This window comes from Actinopolymorpha sp. B17G11 (genome assembly GCF_040196095.1).
Classification (GTDB): domain Bacteria; phylum Actinomycetota; class Actinomycetes; order Propionibacteriales; family Actinopolymorphaceae; genus Thermasporomyces.
Genome location: NZ_JBEFTW010000066.1, coordinates 1 through 13,648 on the forward strand (window position 1 = coordinate 1; position 13,648 = coordinate 13,648).

At 66.7% G+C, this 13,648-nt stretch carries 19 protein-coding genes; 6 read left to right on the forward strand and 13 right to left on the reverse strand.

Going from position 1 to position 13,648, the window contains the following annotated elements; translation table 11 throughout:
* Positions 1-195 precede the first annotated feature (195 nt).
* The 12 genes from ABN028_RS33980 to ABN028_RS34035 form a co-directional block, all read right to left on the reverse strand.
* Positions 196-588 (reverse strand): hypothetical protein, encoded by a 393-nt coding sequence (locus tag ABN028_RS33980; RefSeq protein ID WP_349699468.1) that lies wholly within the window; start codon positions 586-588, stop codon positions 196-198.
* Positions 582-983 carry a hypothetical protein gene (locus ABN028_RS33985; protein WP_349699469.1) on the reverse strand — a complete coding sequence of 134 codons (402 nt, stop codon included), beginning with the start codon at positions 981-983 and terminating at the stop codon, positions 582-584. The genes ABN028_RS33980 and ABN028_RS33985 overlap by 7 nt, the downstream gene beginning before the upstream one ends.
* A gap of 5 nt (positions 984-988) precedes the next feature.
* Positions 989-1,261 (reverse strand): hypothetical protein, encoded by a 273-nt coding sequence (locus ABN028_RS33990; RefSeq protein ID WP_349699470.1) that lies wholly within the window; start codon positions 1,259-1,261, stop codon positions 989-991.
* Complete coding sequence (locus ABN028_RS33995) at positions 1,258-1,563, reverse strand: hypothetical protein (RefSeq protein ID WP_349699471.1); 306 nt, start codon at positions 1,561-1,563, stop codon at positions 1,258-1,260. Before ABN028_RS33995 ends, ABN028_RS33990 begins: the two co-directional genes overlap by 4 nt.
* A 149-nt stretch (positions 1,564-1,712) precedes the next feature.
* Positions 1,713-3,995, reverse strand: a complete 2,283-nt coding sequence (locus tag ABN028_RS34000) for a hypothetical protein (RefSeq protein ID WP_349699472.1) — start codon at positions 3,993-3,995, stop codon at positions 1,713-1,715.
* The gene (locus ABN028_RS34005; RefSeq protein ID WP_349699473.1) at positions 3,995-4,246 is read right to left on the reverse strand and encodes a hypothetical protein; all 252 of its coding nucleotides are present in this window, start codon (positions 4,244-4,246) and stop codon (positions 3,995-3,997) included. The genes ABN028_RS34000 and ABN028_RS34005 overlap by 1 nt, the downstream gene beginning before the upstream one ends.
* 305 nt (positions 4,247-4,551) lie before the next feature.
* Complete coding sequence (locus tag ABN028_RS34010; RefSeq protein WP_349699474.1) at positions 4,552-5,598, reverse strand: DUF2637 domain-containing protein; 1,047 nt, start codon at positions 5,596-5,598, stop codon at positions 4,552-4,554.
* Positions 5,595-5,984 (reverse strand): hypothetical protein, encoded by a 390-nt coding sequence (locus tag ABN028_RS34015; RefSeq protein ID WP_349699475.1) that lies wholly within the window; start codon positions 5,982-5,984, stop codon positions 5,595-5,597. The genes ABN028_RS34010 and ABN028_RS34015 overlap by 4 nt, the downstream gene beginning before the upstream one ends.
* Before the next feature lie 62 nt (positions 5,985-6,046).
* Positions 6,047-6,412, reverse strand: a complete 366-nt coding sequence (locus ABN028_RS34020; RefSeq protein ID WP_349699476.1) for a hypothetical protein — start codon at positions 6,410-6,412, stop codon at positions 6,047-6,049.
* Positions 6,409-6,780 (reverse strand): hypothetical protein, encoded by a 372-nt coding sequence (locus ABN028_RS34025; protein ID WP_349699477.1) that lies wholly within the window; start codon positions 6,778-6,780, stop codon positions 6,409-6,411. Before ABN028_RS34025 ends, ABN028_RS34020 begins: the two co-directional genes overlap by 4 nt.
* A complete protein-coding gene (locus ABN028_RS34030) occupies positions 6,780-6,953 on the reverse strand; it encodes a hypothetical protein (RefSeq protein ID WP_349699478.1) in 174 nt (57 codons plus the stop codon). Before ABN028_RS34030 ends, ABN028_RS34025 begins: the two co-directional genes overlap by 1 nt.
* Before the next feature lie 8 nt (positions 6,954-6,961).
* Positions 6,962-7,273, reverse strand: a complete 312-nt coding sequence (locus tag ABN028_RS34035; protein WP_349699479.1) for a WhiB family transcriptional regulator — start codon at positions 7,271-7,273, stop codon at positions 6,962-6,964.
* Positions 7,274-7,450: 177 nt separating this feature from the next.
* On the opposite strand from ABN028_RS34035, the gene ABN028_RS34040 reads away from it, so the two are divergent.
* From ABN028_RS34040 to ABN028_RS35675, 6 genes are all read left to right on the forward strand, one after another.
* A complete protein-coding gene (locus tag ABN028_RS34040; RefSeq protein ID WP_349699480.1) occupies positions 7,451-7,798 on the forward strand; it encodes a helix-turn-helix domain-containing protein in 348 nt (115 codons plus the stop codon).
* Positions 7,799-7,956: 158 nt separating this feature from the next.
* Positions 7,957-9,231: an NsdA family TPR-like regulatory protein gene (locus tag ABN028_RS34045; protein ID WP_349699481.1), complete on the forward strand. Its 1,275-nt coding sequence runs from the start codon at positions 7,957-7,959 to the stop codon at positions 9,229-9,231.
* A gap of 8 nt (positions 9,232-9,239) precedes the next feature.
* Entirely contained in the window at positions 9,240-9,812 is a 573-nt protein-coding gene (locus tag ABN028_RS34050; RefSeq protein ID WP_349699482.1) for a GNAT family N-acetyltransferase, read from the forward strand.
* A 142-nt stretch (positions 9,813-9,954) separates the two neighbouring features.
* The gene (locus ABN028_RS34055; RefSeq protein WP_349699483.1) at positions 9,955-10,941 is read left to right on the forward strand and encodes a DMT family transporter; all 987 of its coding nucleotides are present in this window, start codon (positions 9,955-9,957) and stop codon (positions 10,939-10,941) included.
* 510 nt (positions 10,942-11,451) lie between these two features.
* Positions 11,452-11,664, forward strand: coding sequence for an SDR family oxidoreductase (locus ABN028_RS34060; protein ID WP_349699484.1), 213 nt, complete (start codon positions 11,452-11,454; stop codon positions 11,662-11,664).
* Positions 11,600-12,214, forward strand: coding sequence for an SDR family NAD(P)-dependent oxidoreductase (locus ABN028_RS35675; protein ID WP_502879251.1), 615 nt, complete (start codon positions 11,600-11,602; stop codon positions 12,212-12,214). The genes ABN028_RS34060 and ABN028_RS35675 overlap by 65 nt, the downstream gene beginning before the upstream one ends.
* A gap of 347 nt (positions 12,215-12,561) precedes the next feature.
* Here the strand turns inward: ABN028_RS35675 and ABN028_RS34065 are convergent.
* Positions 12,562-13,474, reverse strand: a protein-coding gene (locus ABN028_RS34065; RefSeq protein WP_502879252.1) for an IS5 family transposase whose coding sequence is annotated in 2 segments (ribosomal slippage) — positions 12,562-13,117 and positions 13,116-13,474 — 915 coding nt in all. Because the reading frame shifts where the segments join, the coding sequence is not laid out codon by codon here.
* Between the last annotated feature and the right edge of the window lie 174 nt (positions 13,475-13,648).

Below are 13,648 nucleotides of genomic sequence, written 5' to 3' on the forward strand. Positions count from 1 at the left end.
GCACGCACAAGCCACGGCGATGATCCACAAGCTTCCGAACCCAAGTGGTCAGCCAACCCGATCATCGGCCGTGCACCCCTCGGTTCGTGCCTGACAACCCGTCAGAATTCACGAACCCACGGGAGACCTGTGTGTATGCGATCTCGGGATCTGCGGTGAGGTTCCCGACGACCGTCATCGTGGTTTCCTGCGACATCAGAGTTCCTTCCGTGGTTGCAGTTGGTGCGGGTCGAGTTCGAACAGCGCCTCGGTTTCAGTGGCGTGCTCGTTCGCCCGTCGTTGGAGGCGGGCGAGCCTGTGGTGGCAGTCGCCGCAGACGGCGACCAGCTGCTCAGGTGGAAGCCGCATGGCGTCGATCTCGCCGACCGGCGCACTCGGCATGACGTGAAGTGGTTTGCCGGGCACGTCCTCGCGGGCACAGCGGATTCCGTCCGGGCGGTGGTGTGTGCGGTTTCTGCGGCTGGGACGTTCCCGGTCGTGGCGTTTGCCGCATTGGCTGTAGCACTGGCACCGCCAGGCCGCCCGATCCATCACCAGCTGCCAGAGGTCACCAGCGATCAGTGGTGGGCGGGAGTGGGTGGTCACCATGGCGGCTCACCCCCGTTGTGCCCGTCGTCGTGTCCGTCGGCGGTCTTCGTGGCCTGTTCGGCCTCGGAGATCAGGTCGACCATGGCGCTGGCCCGGTTGGTACCGAGCGCGGCGATGGAGGCCTCGATCCATTCCCGGAGTGCGTCGGCGGTGGCGTCGTTGCGGATCAGGTAGCGGATCAGTGCGCGCGCCGCGGCATAGCCGGTGTGGTAGTCCCGGTCAGGTGCAGACCGGTGCCGAAGCAGACGACGGCCAGGCTTGCCGTGGACCTTGGCGTCGTCGCCGGTGTCGCCGTTGTTGTCGAGGCCGGCTGCAGCGAGTAGCGCGTCGTACCAGCCTTCGTCGAACGGCCTCCACGCGGTGCCGTGGAGCGGGGGCTTTCGTGGTGTGGACATGGTGGTTAGCGCCTTCCGGTGGGTGGGCGGTTGTTGGGATGGAGCAGGCGTACGCCGAGCCGGAGCTTGCGGCCGGTGCCGCCGCAGCGGCGGCAGGCCCGGAACGCGTAGCCGAAGAGGTCGCCGTGGTGTTTGGCGCCGCCTCCACAGCGGCGGCAGTTGGTGTACGGGTGGAGCTTGAGTGAGGCCAGGTAGCCAGCCCCCGCGCCGACGGCCAGGACCACAAGGACGGTGGTGCCGCGCCCGTCGTCCGCAACAGCGAGGAACAGGGCCGTCATGACAGGCCTCCTTTCGTGATCTGGTCTCTGAGGCGGGCGAGTTCGGTAGTCGGCTGGGTGCCGCCGGAGCGTTCGCGGTGCACCTTGGCGAGGTAGTTGTAGGCGCGGCGGCCGTAGCGCAGCCGTCGTCCGGATGCGCGGCAGCGGCGACAGGGACGGAGCCGGGACCGTGCGAAGCGGCCGGGTCGGTGGCCGGTCCCCTTGCAGCTCCGGCAGGTGCCGAACGGGATCACCCAGCAGGCGATGCCGTACGCGGTGACCGCGGTGATCGTGAGCAGGGTTGCGGCGATCGTGGGGGTCATCGGATGTGTCTCCTCGGGCGGGTTTCGGGCGTGTTTTTGGGTAGCCGCTACCTGCGACCTGGCGGTGTTTGCGCAGGTCGAACAGGTGTTCGCAGGTTGCGGGGTGGGTAGCGGCACCGCTACCTAGGTCGGTGCCGCTACCCGGTGGGCTACCGGGCCCTGGTGGGGTCGGCGACGCCGTTCTGCCCGCTGTTGTCGTTGGTGGTGGCGCGGTCGGCGATGGTCTGTCGGAGGGTGTTGAGCCGGTAGCCCTTCCTTGTGGTGCCGGCGATCTTCACGTCGACGCTGCGGACCTTGCTGGCCCTGGCGAGTTCGGACAGGGCGTCGGGGCTGAGGTTGGGGTAGGACTCTGGCCACCGCTGCGACAGCGCTTCTGCGGCGGGTGCCCAGTGCTGGCCGTTGGGTTCGGAGACTTCGGCCAGGTCGGCGAGCAGGTCCCGCGCGGCCAAGGCGTCGTCGTCGGCGCCGACGACCTGGCCGCCGCGGAGCCCCTTGGCGCGGGCGACGATCGCGGCGGTGGTCTTCTCGTCGGGGAAGTGGGAGTTGACCGAGACCGGTGCTGCCAGTCCGGTCATCACGCCCCAGCCGGCGTCGATCTCGGGCCGGTACACGGTGGCGGTGATGCCCCGCTTGTACGCACCGGTGCCGAGGATCATGTCGTTTTCGACCTGTCCCCCGACGGCGAGGCACCACCGGTTGGACACGCAGCGGACGATGTTCGGCGGCAGGCTGGTCTTGTCCGGGATCTGGGTGGCCAACACCCAGATGATGTTCAGCGCCCGGGTGCGTTTGATCGCCCGTTCGCAGTCCTTCGCGGTGCCGGGGAACGCCGCGAACAGTTCGTGCACCTCGTCGATCAGGATGAACACCGGATGCAGGCCTGAACCTGGCTTGCGGGACAGTTCCGGGGTGACCTTGCCCTTCGGTGCCTCGCCGCGCTTCTTAGCCGCGAGGATCCGCTTGCCACGGCGTTCGGCCTCAGCAAGCGCCCAGGTGACAATCCCGGCACCCTGGGCGAGTGCGGCGTCGTCGACGCCGACCACATAGGTCGAGCACAGGTCTTCCAGGTCGAGGAAGTCGCCGGTGCCCTTGAACTCGGCGATCTTCAACTCCGCAGTCGGATCCAGCAGCGCGATGGTGGCCAACGCCCGGGCCGCGTACGTCTTGCCCGATCCGGGCCGGCCGCCGACCAGGAAGCTCCGTTCGAACAGCTTCGTCTGAACCGGACGCTGCCGCTCGTCGGTGCCGAACTCGTGCCCGGTGAATACGCTGGTCACCACCGCAGGGTCGGCCAGGGACCGGGCCGGCCGGCGCATCTTTGACACCGGCTGGTAGCCGACCCAGATGTCGAGCTGGCCGGCGTGTTCTGGCCCTGCGGACGGCCATACCTGGTCCACCGGCAGTCGGAACGCCGCCGACAGCCCGCCGCGGCGGTCGATCACCTTAACCGCCTCCAGCGACCCGGGCAGGTTCACCCTGGCCAGATAGCCGGGGCCGTCCCGGTGGATCTGTTGCGCGAACTCGATCGAGCCGGACTCCTTCATCGCACTGAACCCGAGCGAGACCAGGGCGTTGCGGACCATCTCGCCGGTCAGCTTGGTGAACCGGCGTCCACGTGACACCCGGTCCAGGATCGGCTTGTCCGCCGGACGACCCACCCGGGCTGCCAACAGCCCGACCGCGGCCGCGGCTGCGTACCAGGCCAGCGGCGGCACCACACCCGAGACCGCGAGGGCGATCAGCGCGATGACGAGGACCGCGGCGGCGGGGCCGACCAGCCAGAACCGTGCCCTGGATTCGCGGGACCGGGTGCGGTTGAGTGCCTGCCAGGTGTAGGCGTCATTGGTCGATGCGGCGTGCTGGCGAAGTTCCCAGTTGCCCTGTTCCGCCCATGCCCACCGCAGCACTCGGGAGACGGTCCGGTACGCGCCGATCGGTGCGTACCACGCCGTCTTCGCCGCATACAGCGGGGACCGCACCGCGTGGAACCCCACCCAGTAGCCGACATTTCGCCGCACCGCCCGAAAGGTGGCCCGACGGTCGGTCCGCGACTTCAACCAGGCCGGGATGATCGGCACCCGACGCGGGTCGGTGGTAGTCAGTGCGGTCCAGGTCGCCGAGGCCGGCACGTCCGGCGGGTCCACAGGCTCACCCTCGGTCCGGCTCTCCACTACGACCGTCTCCGCGTCACCTGTCGCTTGGTCCGCCTCGATGTCCGGACCGTCTCCGGTCCGCGAACGGTCGGGCAGCGTGTCCAGGCTGACGCCCACGTCGTCGTCGAGGTCGTCGGCGAGTTCGGCCGGCTCCATGATCTCGATCTCCGGCTCCTCACCCGAGCCGCGTTGGGTGACGAACCGCAACGGCGGAGGGGTCGGCCTGCCGTTCGTGGCGTGTCCGTTGTTGTGTCCGTTGCCGTTGGTGTGTTGGGTCATCACACTCGCCTGCCTTCCACGACCTCGAGCAGGTACCGAAGTCGCTGGTCAAGGGCCTGGATCAGGTCCCGCCGTGACATCGACGGCTCGTCCATCTCCTTCTCGATCAGTGCGACGGCGCCACGCACGCCGGCCAGCGCAGCGCCGACCTGCTGCTGGAGGAACTCCACCTGGGCGCCAAGTGCGGCGACCTGCTGCTGCAGCGCTGCAACCTGTGCGGCCATCGCCGCGCAGCCTGAGCAGTCGGACATGATGAGAACTCCTCTGTTCGGTCGGATACGACGTCGTTCGGTTCGATCAGCTGATGCAGGGGCCGGGGCGCGGCCGGAGGTTGGCAGCCGGAAGGCCGCGCCCCGGATCGATGCAGAACGGGTTGACGCAGAACGGGTTGGTGCAGAACGGGTAGTCCAGGACCGTTCCCGTGGCCGGTCCCCTGCCGGTCCGGGCGTACGGTCACGACCGTCACGCCGGAGTCCGGGACCAGGGCTGGGACCGACCGATGCACGGTCCCGGACCGTCCGGTGGCTGGTCCCCGGTCTGGTCCGCATGCCGGTGCTCATTTGTTCGCCTCCTTGCTGCGTAGGTGTTCCAGTAGGGCGCCGAGCTTGGCGTTGCCGACCTGCTGCCCGTCGGTGCGTAGCTGGGCTGCGAGGGTCTTGCGGTTCAGGTCCTCGCCACGGTCGGCGATCCGTGCCGCCGCAGTCCTGGCGGCAGGCACCAGCTCCGTGACGTCCGGTTTGTTCGTACGGCGGGACCGTGCGGTCTTGCGCCCGGTACGCCGCGTCGACTTGCGTGTCGGCTCAGACCGTGCCGGGACCGTGACGGGTGCGGGTGCGGTCACCACGGCGGTGGTGGCGTCCGGGGCGAGTTCGCCGAGCCGATACAGGGCACGCTCGCGGCGCGAGGCCTGCCACCGCCAGCCGAGCCAGCCGTAGGTGTCCTGCAGCCGGGTCTTGGCCAGCAGCCGGTCTCGTTCCCGGGCAAGGGCGTCGGGGTAGGAGCGGATCTCCCACAGCACCATCCGACGCCACAACAAAGCCGTGGGCAGTGGGGCGAGCAGCCAGCGGGAGCATCGGATCCGGTCCATCCGGCTCGGTGAGCCAAGCCCGACCCATCGACGTACGGCGTAGGTGCCGACCTCAACAGCAACCACCCACAGGCCCGGCAGTACGGCGTGGGCGATCCGGCCGAACCACGTGGACTCGGCCTCTACGTTGAGGTAGATCGTCACCGCGACCAGCGACCACGGCAGGAGCCGCAGCCAGACGATCCGCATGTCGAGCTTGGCCAGCACCAGATCCAGTGCGGAGAACACCAGGATCCCGATGTCGATCGCCAGCGGCACCGTGAACGCCAGCCGGCCGAACGACGACTCCGCTGCCGCCGCGACCGAGTGGAACGAATTGACCAGCCCGATCAGACCGAGCAGCAGGGTCGCGACCCCGGTCATGATCACTGCGGTCGTCTCGGCGTCGGTCAACCCACGCCGGGTGGAGTTGCCCATATCAGGCGTGGATCGGCTGGCCAGCCAGGCCGGCAGCCTGGTCACCGTCGACCCGCCGGTATACGCGGCGTTCCGGGTTGCCATCTCGCCGGTGGTCATCCGGCCACCCCCGTCCCACGCCGCCGTCCGTCGGACGTACGGCCCGACCGCCCGTCGAGGAGGATCGTCAGCTGGTGGGCCAGCTCATCGCACTCGACGTGCTGCTCGCCAAGGCAGTCCCGAAGCAGCCGCAGGCTCGCCTGGGCGCGGGTGTTGATCCGATGTGCGTCAGCGATCCGGCCTGCCCGCACCTGCTCGGGTACGTCGGAAGCGGCGAGGGTCAGGGCCTGCTGCTGCCAGCCCATCACCCGGATCAGCTGCTCGGCCAGCGCCGCCAGCTCATCAGCCAGCCGGGACGCCCGACCCGCTGTCACCGCGGGCTCGTCTGGGCCGAACGGCAACCCGTCTGGGCCGTCTGGGCCTGTGAAACTCGTCTCTGCGCTCATCGAGGTCTCCTCCGTACCGACCGCAGTGCGGCCGGATGGGTGGTCGTTGGTGAAGGTGGTCATCACGCGGCCCTCCCGCCTCGGATCAGCCGCAGCCGCGGGCGACCGGACATCGGACTGGTTGGGGCAGGCACGACCGGCGGCTGTTCGATCGGAGTCGGCTTCATCGGTTTCGCTGCCGACTGTGGGTCCGTCACGGGTGCCGGTTCGCCGCGCAGGTTGCGTACCGCGCCGCGTACGGCGAACACGATGAAGGTGATGACCAGCACGGCGACAGTCGCGGCGATCACTGTCATCGCGGTCTTCCCGATCGCGATCAGTACGTGAGCTATCCCTGTGACGACAGCGATTCCGGCCACGACGCCAGCCAGCATCATCCACACGTTGCCGCCTGGCGACGGGCAATGGGCATGACAGATGCGCTTCATGACTGGCCCTCCGGTTCCTCGTCGTCCCAGATCTCGGCCACGACCGTGACCTGGACCAGCCCGTCGAACCGGCGCGTCCACGCGGTCAGCCGACGCTGCCCGAGCGACTGGTCGTGGTGGTCGCGGAACTCCTGCAGGCGCAGCGCTTCACGCCATGCTTCGAAGGCCTCCAGCGGGCTGACGCCATCGATCCGCGTCGAATCCGCCCGGCCCATCACCAAGGCGCCGACGTCGCCGATCGTCCATGCGATCGCCGGAAGCCCACGCCCAACCGGGCGAGGTCTGCCCAGATGGAGAATCTGTCCCAGCACCAGGTGCGCACGTCGCTGCCACACCCACCGGTCGGTGGCGCTGACCTCGTACGTCATCAGGCCACCGACCCTTCGGGGTCCGTGTCGTCGTCGGTCTCCAGTTGGATCCAGGCGGTGACGTACACCCGTGGAGAGCCGGCATAACGCCGTTCCCGTGGCGGGACGACGACATTGGTCATCTGGTTCAGAACTTCGACTGCGGCAAGGCAGTCATCGGGAAGCCCAGACATCTGAACCTTCACGACACCGCCTGGTCGGCTTGAGCGCGTAGTCGTGCCCGGATCAGGGCTCGGCGTTCCCGCTCGGTCATCCCACCGCGCACACCCCACTGGTGATGCGCCGGACGGCGAAGCTCCGCCTCCAGCGTCGCCCGGACCGAGCAGCTCTCGCAGTACTGCAGCGCGCGGCGTTCTCGCCAACGGCGTTGATCCGGCGGTTCGACGTACCCGCCGTCGTCCGGCTCCGGTGGGCCGTACCACAACTCGATCGACGTTTCCTCGCACGGCACCCGACGCTGCGGCGCGAGCCTTCGCAGTGACATCCTGGTCATGAACCATCTGCTCCTCCCAACGGATCACGTGGTTCGCCTCCGGGCCCTGCGCGGGTGTGGCAGCACCTGCGGGGCCCTTGTTACAACACAAGCGCCATTGTTAGCGCTAGTTCTAGCGATGTCAATGGCGCTAGTAAGCTGCTCCTGCTGCATTGGCTCGCAGAGAAGGGGTTGGAGTTGGACGACTGGTCCGCTCTCGCTGAGGCGCTCACGACGCGGATGGGCGAACAGGGCATTAACCAGCGCGAGCTCGCCGAGCACTCGGGGGTCTCCGTCGCCACCATCCGGCAGATCCAAGGCGCGAAACCCGCCCGACGATCCACAGTCACTCTGGCCGCGCTGTCCCGTGCCTTGGGTTGGCCCGACGACCACCTGCGGCGTGTGCTCCGGCAGGAGGCCCCACCGGAAGAGTCCAGCGCCGTCGTAGATCTCGCTGCACGGCTGGAAGCCGTCGAAGCTCAGGTTCGCGACCTTGCGGATCATGTCCGACAAATCGAAACTGGTCATAGCAGTGAGCGTCGCTGAAGCGCACATGACCGTTCGAGGGCTTCGGTCGGACAGCTGGAGGACAATGGCCGGACATTGAGCGGACATCGCTTGCCGCAGGGTCACAAGCTGGGAGAGCGTCAAAGGGACAAGACGGGAGGCATAACCCGATGGCGGGTAGGCGGCAGCCTCGAACGATGCTCGATTACCTCGTTCAGTCGAGGGACCAGACCTACCCGGAGCTAGTCAGTGAGATCGAAGCTCAGGGTGGAACGATCACAGCCCGGCACCTAAGTCGACTTGCGTCCGGAGCGGTGAGTACGACATACCGCGGTCATCCGTCCACTAGACGCGCGATACAGCAAGTCTTCGGAAGGCCCTTCCAGGAGCTGCTCGCCCCCTACGAGCCCGGACAGATCTCGCCAGCTGCGCCATCGGGCGGCCGACCGCTCACGGGTGACCAGAGAGAGGTAGTAGAGATGGCCGCGAGCCGTGCTAAGAGGTTTGCCCTGGACGCAGTACAAACGGGCCTGACCGATGAGGCCATGGAACAGGTCTACGACGATGTCCGGCACATCGCGCGCGCATATCCACAGCGCCCCCTTTCAGAGATCCTCGGACCACTCGTCGAAGCACAGGACACTCTGTTCACCCTGCTCGAGGGAAACCAGCAGCCGAACCATGCGCGACAGCTCTACTTCCTGACCGGCATCACGAGCGGCCTCCTTGCAAAGGCGAGCCACGACCTCGCCAACCCACACGCCGCCCTGACCCAAGCCCGAACCGCCAACCTTTGTGCCGAGCGCGCCGATCACCCAGGCCTCCGAGCATGGATCTTCGGCATTCGCTCACTCGTCTCCTACTGGGCCGGAAACCCCCACGACTCGCTCCGATACGCACAGTCCGGGATCGCCATCGGAGCCGACAACACCACGGCCATATGGCTGCCCGTCAGTGAAGCCCGCGCATGGGCAGCCCTTGGTAATGCCCAGATGGTGCATGATGCGCTCCAACGCGCAGAGGACGCCTGGAGCCTCGTCCACCCCGACGACCTTGACGCACTCGGCGGCATCTGCACGTTCGGACGAAGCCGGCAGCTCTACTACGCGGCCGAAGGTCTGGCCCAGATACCAAGTGAAGCGGCCGATGCTGAGCGATACGCCAGGCAGGCTGTCGAGGCGTACTCCGACCACGACAACCCCGAGTGGGCGTTTGGAGACGCATCAGGGGCCCATACAGATCTCGCCATTACCCGCGTCACACAAGGCGAGCTCGAAGGCGCTCGTGAGGCCCTGTCGCCTGTCCTGGAACTTCCTGCTGATCGTCGGATCAACGGCATCATCGCCTCGGTCAAGCACGTCCATGAGGCGATACGCCGCTCCGATCGCAGAGCCGACGCCGACGCGAGGGACCTGCAAGAGGAGATCGAGACCTTCACCCGAGTCCCGATGCAAGCACTAAGCCAGCAGTAAGGCGTCCCATGCACCCAGTACGACTCGTCGGCGAAACAGTGGTCTTGCGAGAGTTCCGGATCGATGACCTCGACGACGCTGTTGCGGTCGTAGGCGACGACAGAGTGACCAACTGGCTGTCGTTCGACAGCCGGAGCCGCACGGAGACTGACGCCATGATCCGCGGCATCATCGAACGGTCATCCGCTACGCCACGCACCGAGTACTACCTCGCGGTCGCACTCCCAGCCGACGACCACCTCGTCGGGTTCGCCAGGCTCGCCCCTACAGGCGTCAAGGCGGGCAAGCTGGGGTACGCGATCGCGGCGGACCACTGGAGGCGTGGCTACGCCACCGACGCCGTACGCACGCTTGTCGCGTTCGCGTTCGAAGCCCTTGGTCTCCACCGCATCAGCGCCGCCATAGGACCTGACAACAAAGCCTCAATGGCGATCGTCGAAACGCTGGGCTTCGTCCGCGAAGGACAAATACGTGATCACGTGTTCACCAACGGCGCCTGGCGCGACTCTGTGCTCTACTCCCTCCTCGCCGACGAGTGGGAGCGGATCGGCACAGACCTGCCCGCAGACTCAGCGACTTAGTTCGCATCCTGCGACCTAAGCCGTGGGCGAAATGACCAGTCCGTGCCTCAAGGATGTGATTTGTATCGACGCGTCCTGCATTTCTTCGACGCCGGCCGTGTAGATCGAAGCAATCTGGAAATCTAGGTTCTAACAATCTTCCGTGGCATTTGCACAAACACCGACCGTGCGGCAGTGGTGGGACGTGGGCGATGAAGTCTGGATCGCGGTTCCGGCGGCGCTGGGCGCAGCGGCGTCGTATGGAGCTGCCGGAGTGCTGCAGCACCGGGCGACGCACCGGGCACCCGAGCGGCCGCCGCTACGTCCGCGACTGCTCCTGGACCTGCTCAGGCTCGGTGCGTTCCGTACCGGCGCATTGGTAGGCGTCCTCGGGTTTGCTCTCCAAGTAGTGGCGCTCCGGTTCGGGCCGCTGAGTCTCGTCCAGCCGATCCTGGTGACCGGGGTGCTCTTCTACTTGGGGATTGCGTGGATCTCGGGCTACCGTCGACCGGACCTGTGGCTGTTGCTCGGGGCCGTGCTCACGCTGGCCGGGTTGTGCGGGTTCCTGGTTGCGGCGCGACCAGGGCCCGGTAGCAGCGACCTGCACCCATCCGATGCGTTCCTGCTCGGGCTGGTTCTGGCAGTCGTGGTGGCGGCCTGCCTCGCCGTGTCGTCCCGAGTCTCGCACGAGGCACGTGCTGTTCCGTTGGCCGCTGCCACCGCGGTCCTCTTCGGCGTCACGGCCGGTCTGGTCAGCAGTCTGGCGTCGAGTCCCGCAGCAGATGTTTGGCAAAGGTGGGAGTTGTACGCCCTGATCGTGGTCGGTCCGACGGGGTTTCTGCTCAGCCAGAACGCCTACCAGACCGGCCAGTACGGATCCGTTGCCCTTGCGGTCATGACCGTTGGCGACCCGTTGGTCGCGATCGGAATCGGTGTCATCTGGCTGGGCCAGACCTTAGCTACCGGGCCGTTGTCCAGCACAGTCCAAGTCGTGGCGCTGTGCCTGGTGACCGCGGGGATCGCCGTGCTGGCGGAGAGGGCGCAGAGCCTAGCCGAGCATATTCGAGCAGTAAGCAGACAGCCCAGCCGGATGCCTCCGATTGAGCGCTGCGTCCTCTGCGCGATGCGTGTCGGCAGTGGCAAGCAATAATCCAAGAGAAGTCAGCCGCTCAAGGTTGTCCCGTAAATCGTTGATCCTGTCGGCGTGCCGTGTGGTCTCCGCCGCCACGGGGTTGTTGATCACGGCCGGGTGCAGGCGATCAGTGCTGATGTGCATGAGTGGATCCGGTGTTCAACGGGGCTATTGGGGAACGCGCTCATCCTACTGGTGTGTATGGCGCAACCATGGTGTAGCGGAAACGGTGCCGTTCCATCGCCGAAGGTGATCAGCGCGGCCAGAGGCGTTCTGGCTGAGGATTTCGGCCTGGCCCGCGGGCGGTCACTTGCTCACGGGTTCGGCTGCGGTTCCTGGGCGGCCCGGTGTGGCTGCGGCTGGCCCGGCTTCCGGCTGTCCCTGTAGCGATGGCAGGGTCATCGCATCGGCACGCTCGTCCGGCAGGCGAGCCGCAGGGCAGGCTCTGGCGGGCGCTGGCGCGGCGGTCGTGATCGCAGGCCGAAGTAGCAAGTCACTCGCCGCGGTGTTGGAGAAGATCATCGCCGCTTGGTCCGAGCGCACGCCGTCTCTACCGATGTCGGCGACCACGCTTCCACCGAGCACCTGGTCGAGGAAGCGGTCGGAGCGTATGGCCGGCTCGATATCGCGGTGAACAACGCAGCAGGCGCCGGGCATTCACCGACGCTGCTCGCCGATGTCGACGTCACGGACTACGACCGTGCTCAGACGATCAGCCTTCGGGCGTCTGCCTCGCGATGAAGTACGAGATCCCCGCCATGCTTCGGAGCGGTGCGGAGCGATCGTCAGCAGGGGCTCGGCGGCTGGTGTCAATCCTGTCGCCGGACTGGCAGGGTGCGTATCAGCGAAGTCGGGCGTGGTCGGACCTACCCGGACGGCCGCGCTGGACTATGCGAGCCAGGGCATCCGCATCAACGCGCTCACACCCGGGCCAATCGCCACCGGCTGGCTGCCGCAGGACGACGAGCAGAGCGCGCGGCGAATCGCCGACTCAGTTCCTGTGCGCTCGATGGGTAACCGGAGGAGGTGGCCGACGCAGTGGTGGGCACTGCTCCCCCGCAGCGTCGTTCGTGACCGGCGCGGTCGTTCTGATCGACGGCGACGGCCGGATGCTCCGACCGTACTTTCCCCGGGTGCGATCAACTGGCGGGATTGGATCGGCGTTGACTGCCCTTTTGGGTGGCCGGTTGAATTTGTCGAGGCTATCAGCGCGCACGCGTTGGGATACCAGGGCCGGGCCGCAACAGCATCGATGAGGCACATGGGAATTGCTGTGGTTTCGGAAGACTGATCGAGTTCGTTGGGTCGAGACTGGTCGAAGTCCGCTTTCTGTTTCCTTCGACCGGCTCGGGGCTGTTGCCGCATGCTGGGCCTACCTTGCCGACGCGCTGGCCGTGGGGGGTCGAGGTTGATCGGACCGGCGATGGCACGTTCGTCGAAGTGAACCCGGCGGAGACCCGCCGGCGCTGGGGACTCGGTCGAGACCGTTCGCTGGCGAGGCTAACGAGCGCTGCGCCATGGCTGCACATTCACCCGCAGGGGCGGCCAACCTACCCGAGTACGAGCACGCTTTCGAGGTCTGCGAGCCCTTGTACGGCCTTGATCGGCACCGTTCCTTACCGCTGGCGCGTCGGGAGGCTAGGGCGTGTCCCGTAGATCTTGGGTTGGTGGGTCGCGGAGCCAGATTCTGATCGATGCGATGTCGATAGTGCCGCGCCAGATGTAGTCGCGTTTGTCGTATCGGGTGGCAACGGCGCGATAGCCCTTGAGCTTGTTGATGCAGCGCTCGACAACGTTGCGCTGTTTGTATGTCTCGGCATCAAACAGGGGCGGTCGGCCGCGGTGTCGCCGGTTGGCGGGTTCGGGGATGGTTGCTTTGATGCCTCGGCGTCGTAGGTGGGAGCGGACCTTGTTGTTGGCGTAGGCCTTGTCCGCGAGGGCTCTGCCTGGGCGGGTGCGCGGGCGTCCGCGGCGGCCGAGGGCGGGTTGGATGCAGATTCCGCCCATCACTGCGGTGAAGGCGATGGAGTCGTGGCGTTGACCCGCGGTGGTGGTCCGTGACACCGGCCGACATTGCGCATCGGCAGCAAGGTGAACCTTGGTGGTCAGCCCTCCCCTGGACCGGCCCAACGCCTCCCGATCACACCCGTCCGGGCCGGAATTCTTGTAATTCGATAAAGCCCCCTGTGGTGAGCACAGGCGGTGGACTCTTCGGAGCACCGGCCGCGTGCTGATGGGCACGCATGATCGCCGAATCAACCGCGACCGTCCACTGCTGGCCGTCCTCATCAGCGCAGCCACGGCGCAACTCGTGAAGGATCCGTGCCCACGTGCCATCGGCCGACCAGCGCTGGTGCCGATGACAGACGGTCTTCCAATTCCCATAGCAGGAAGGCACATCACGCCACGGACTGCCGGTGCGCGTCCGCCACAACACCCCATTGATCACCATCCGGTGATCCGCCCAACGCCGACCCTGCCGCGGCTGCTCCGGCAGCAACGGCTCCAGCCGCTGCCACTCCTCATCAGTCAAGTCATGACGATCAAACACACCAATGATCTATCGAACTTCGACCACCTAGATCTACGGGACACGCCCTAGTGTCCTCCGCCTGAAATTCGTGCGATATATCGGGCGAGGGAGTCGAGGATCTCCTCGGCGGTCTTCTTCCAGACGAACGGTCTTGGGGTTTTCGTTCCAGTTCTTGATCCACTCGCGGACGTC

Coding starts and splice junctions, on each gene's coding strand:
- ABN028_RS33985 (WP_349699469.1), bottom strand. CDS start 983: ATGTCCACACCACGAAAGCCCCCGCTCCACGGCACCGCGTGGAGGCCG.
- ABN028_RS34030 (WP_349699478.1), bottom strand. CDS start 6,953: ATGTCTGGGCTTCCCGATGACTGCCTTGCCGCAGTCGAAGTTCTGAAC.
- ABN028_RS33990 (WP_349699470.1), bottom strand. CDS start 1,261: ATGACGGCCCTGTTCCTCGCTGTTGCGGACGACGGGCGCGGCACCACC.
- ABN028_RS34035 (WP_349699479.1), bottom strand. CDS start 7,273: ATGACCAGGATGTCACTGCGAAGGCTCGCGCCGCAGCGTCGGGTGCCG.
- ABN028_RS35675 (WP_502879251.1), top strand. CDS start 11,600: ATGTCGACGTCACGGACTACGACCGTGCTCAGACGATCAGCCTTCGGG.
- ABN028_RS34000 (WP_349699472.1), bottom strand. CDS start 3,995: ATGACCCAACACACCAACGGCAACGGACACAACAACGGACACGCCACG.
- ABN028_RS33995 (WP_349699471.1), bottom strand. CDS start 1,563: ATGACCCCCACGATCGCCGCAACCCTGCTCACGATCACCGCGGTCACC.
- ABN028_RS34005 (WP_349699473.1), bottom strand. CDS start 4,246: ATGTCCGACTGCTCAGGCTGCGCGGCGATGGCCGCACAGGTTGCAGCG.
- ABN028_RS34025 (WP_349699477.1), bottom strand. CDS start 6,780: ATGACGTACGAGGTCAGCGCCACCGACCGGTGGGTGTGGCAGCGACGT.
- ABN028_RS34050 (WP_349699482.1), top strand. CDS start 9,240: ATGCACCCAGTACGACTCGTCGGCGAAACAGTGGTCTTGCGAGAGTTC.
- ABN028_RS34045 (WP_349699481.1), top strand. CDS start 7,957: ATGCTCGATTACCTCGTTCAGTCGAGGGACCAGACCTACCCGGAGCTA.
- ABN028_RS34020 (WP_349699476.1), bottom strand. CDS start 6,412: ATGAAGCGCATCTGTCATGCCCATTGCCCGTCGCCAGGCGGCAACGTG.
- ABN028_RS34010 (WP_349699474.1), bottom strand. CDS start 5,598: ATGACCACCGGCGAGATGGCAACCCGGAACGCCGCGTATACCGGCGGG.
- ABN028_RS33980 (WP_349699468.1), bottom strand. CDS start 588: ATGGTGACCACCCACTCCCGCCCACCACTGATCGCTGGTGACCTCTGG.
- ABN028_RS34015 (WP_349699475.1), bottom strand. CDS start 5,984: ATGAGCGCAGAGACGAGTTTCACAGGCCCAGACGGCCCAGACGGGTTG.